This is a genomic window from Shewanella sp. SG44-6, from assembly GCF_014164185.1.
In the GTDB taxonomy this organism is placed as follows: Bacteria; Pseudomonadota; Gammaproteobacteria; order Enterobacterales; family Shewanellaceae; genus Shewanella; species Shewanella vesiculosa.
Genome location: NZ_JACJER010000269.1, coordinates 1 through 1,599, shown reverse-complemented (window position 1 = coordinate 1,599; position 1,599 = coordinate 1). Strand labels below are relative to the sequence as shown.

Below are 1,599 nucleotides of genomic sequence, written 5' to 3'. Positions count from 1 at the left end.
CCAATACCAATACCAATACCAATTTATGTCTGTGGCATAATATCCGCTTGATTAGCCAATAGAAAATGATTATCCCAAGTTAAGGTTATTTATGCGTCTTGATCGATTTGTTTGTAAAAGTACTGAGTTATTAAAGTGTGACGCTATCCAACATATCCATAATGGTGAGGTGTGCGTAAATGGTGTGGCTGTTAGGAATGAAGCTGTTCAGGTTCATGAAAATAATCAAATTACCTTAAAGGGTCAAAACCTTACTGCTCGAGCGTTTCGTTATCTGTTAATCAATAAACCCGCCAATATGCTTTGTTCAAATGTTGATGGTGTCTATCCGTCGATTTTTTCATTATTGGATGTTGAACGGTTATCTGAACTCCATATTGCCGGGCGCTTAGATGCAGATACTACTGGGTTAGTTCTAATTACCGATGATGGTCGTTGGACTTTTGCGATTACCTCTCCTTCAGGCGAGTGTCATAAAGTCTACCGGGTTAAGTTAGCCAAACCGCTGGTTGATGATGCCGCAGAACGCTTTTTACAAGGCATTGCTCTTGATGGTGAGCAAGGGCTTACATTACCGGCGGTATTGCAAATCATCACAGCCAAAGAAGTCTTGCTGACATTAACTGAAGGCAAATTTCATCAAGTTAAGCGCATGTTTGCCGCAATAGGTAATAAAGTACTCTCACTTCATCGTGAAAGCATTGGTGCTGTCAACGCCGATGTGGAAGTCGGGCAGTGGCGGTATTTAACCGATGCAGAAGTTAAATCATTTAATGCTTAATTAGAAAGTGTAAGTGGGTTTGATAACCATGAGCAGATCGTTCGTTACCGCAGTTCAATAATCTGCAAACGGCTCGTTATTGATTAAGTCTGTAATACGGGACTGCGCCAAAATAGCAAACAATAGCCAGTTTGATTGACATAAGCCAAATGTGGTTCTGCTGGTTTCCATATTCCTTGTTAGCCTAAGTTGCAGTAATTCTTCCCCGTTTGTGGAAATCAGTTAGCATTGCAGATATCGCTGCGATGATTTTTAATTTATCAAAAAATAGTATAACGATAAATTTATATTATTTACTGTGTGATTGTCAGCCTAAAAATGGCTATGCTAGTGTCTTGCTTGATCGCCATTAATGAGAGTGTACATAGATGGCTGCGATCTAGTATCTGATGCAATAGAGGCTTAGTATGTTAAATCAACAATGGTTAACGACATTTATTAAACTGGTTGAAATAGGGCATTTTACTCACACAGCAGAACAGCTTTTTATGACGCAACCGGGTGTCAGTCAGCATATTAAAAAGCTTGAACAGCAGGTCGGTGTTGATTTACTCATTCGAATAGGTAAAAGCTTTGAACTGACGGAAGCGGGGATTATTTTACATCAACGGGCGTTAGTTTGGCAGCAACAACAACAGCAAGTATTATCGCAATTAGCGGTTGATGATGAGCATATTGGTGAGTGTCGTATTGCCTGCTCAGGTTCAATGGCCTTGCTGCTATATCCTCACCTTATTGACTATCAGTTGCCATATAATCAACTACAAATCTATCTGGAAGCGGCGCCCAATAAACGTATTATTGATAGTGTTATGGCG

General features: G+C 40.0%; 2 protein-coding genes. Both read left to right on the top strand.

Translation table 11 applies throughout. From position 1 onward, the window contains the following. The first annotated feature begins 91 nt into the window (after window positions 1–91). Complete coding sequence (locus H5185_RS22060; protein WP_182722139.1) at window positions 92–781, top strand: pseudouridine synthase; 690 nt, start codon at window positions 92–94, stop codon at window positions 779–781. Between the two features lie 407 nt (window positions 782–1,188). Continuing rightward, window positions 1,189–1,599, top strand: a 411-nt coding sequence (locus H5185_RS22055) for a LysR family transcriptional regulator (RefSeq protein ID WP_182743294.1), incomplete at its 3' end; no start/stop codon positions are given.

Coding starts and splice junctions, on each gene's coding strand:
- H5185_RS22060 (WP_182722139.1), top strand. CDS start 92: ATGCGTCTTGATCGATTTGTTTGTAAAAGTACTGAGTTATTAAAGTGT.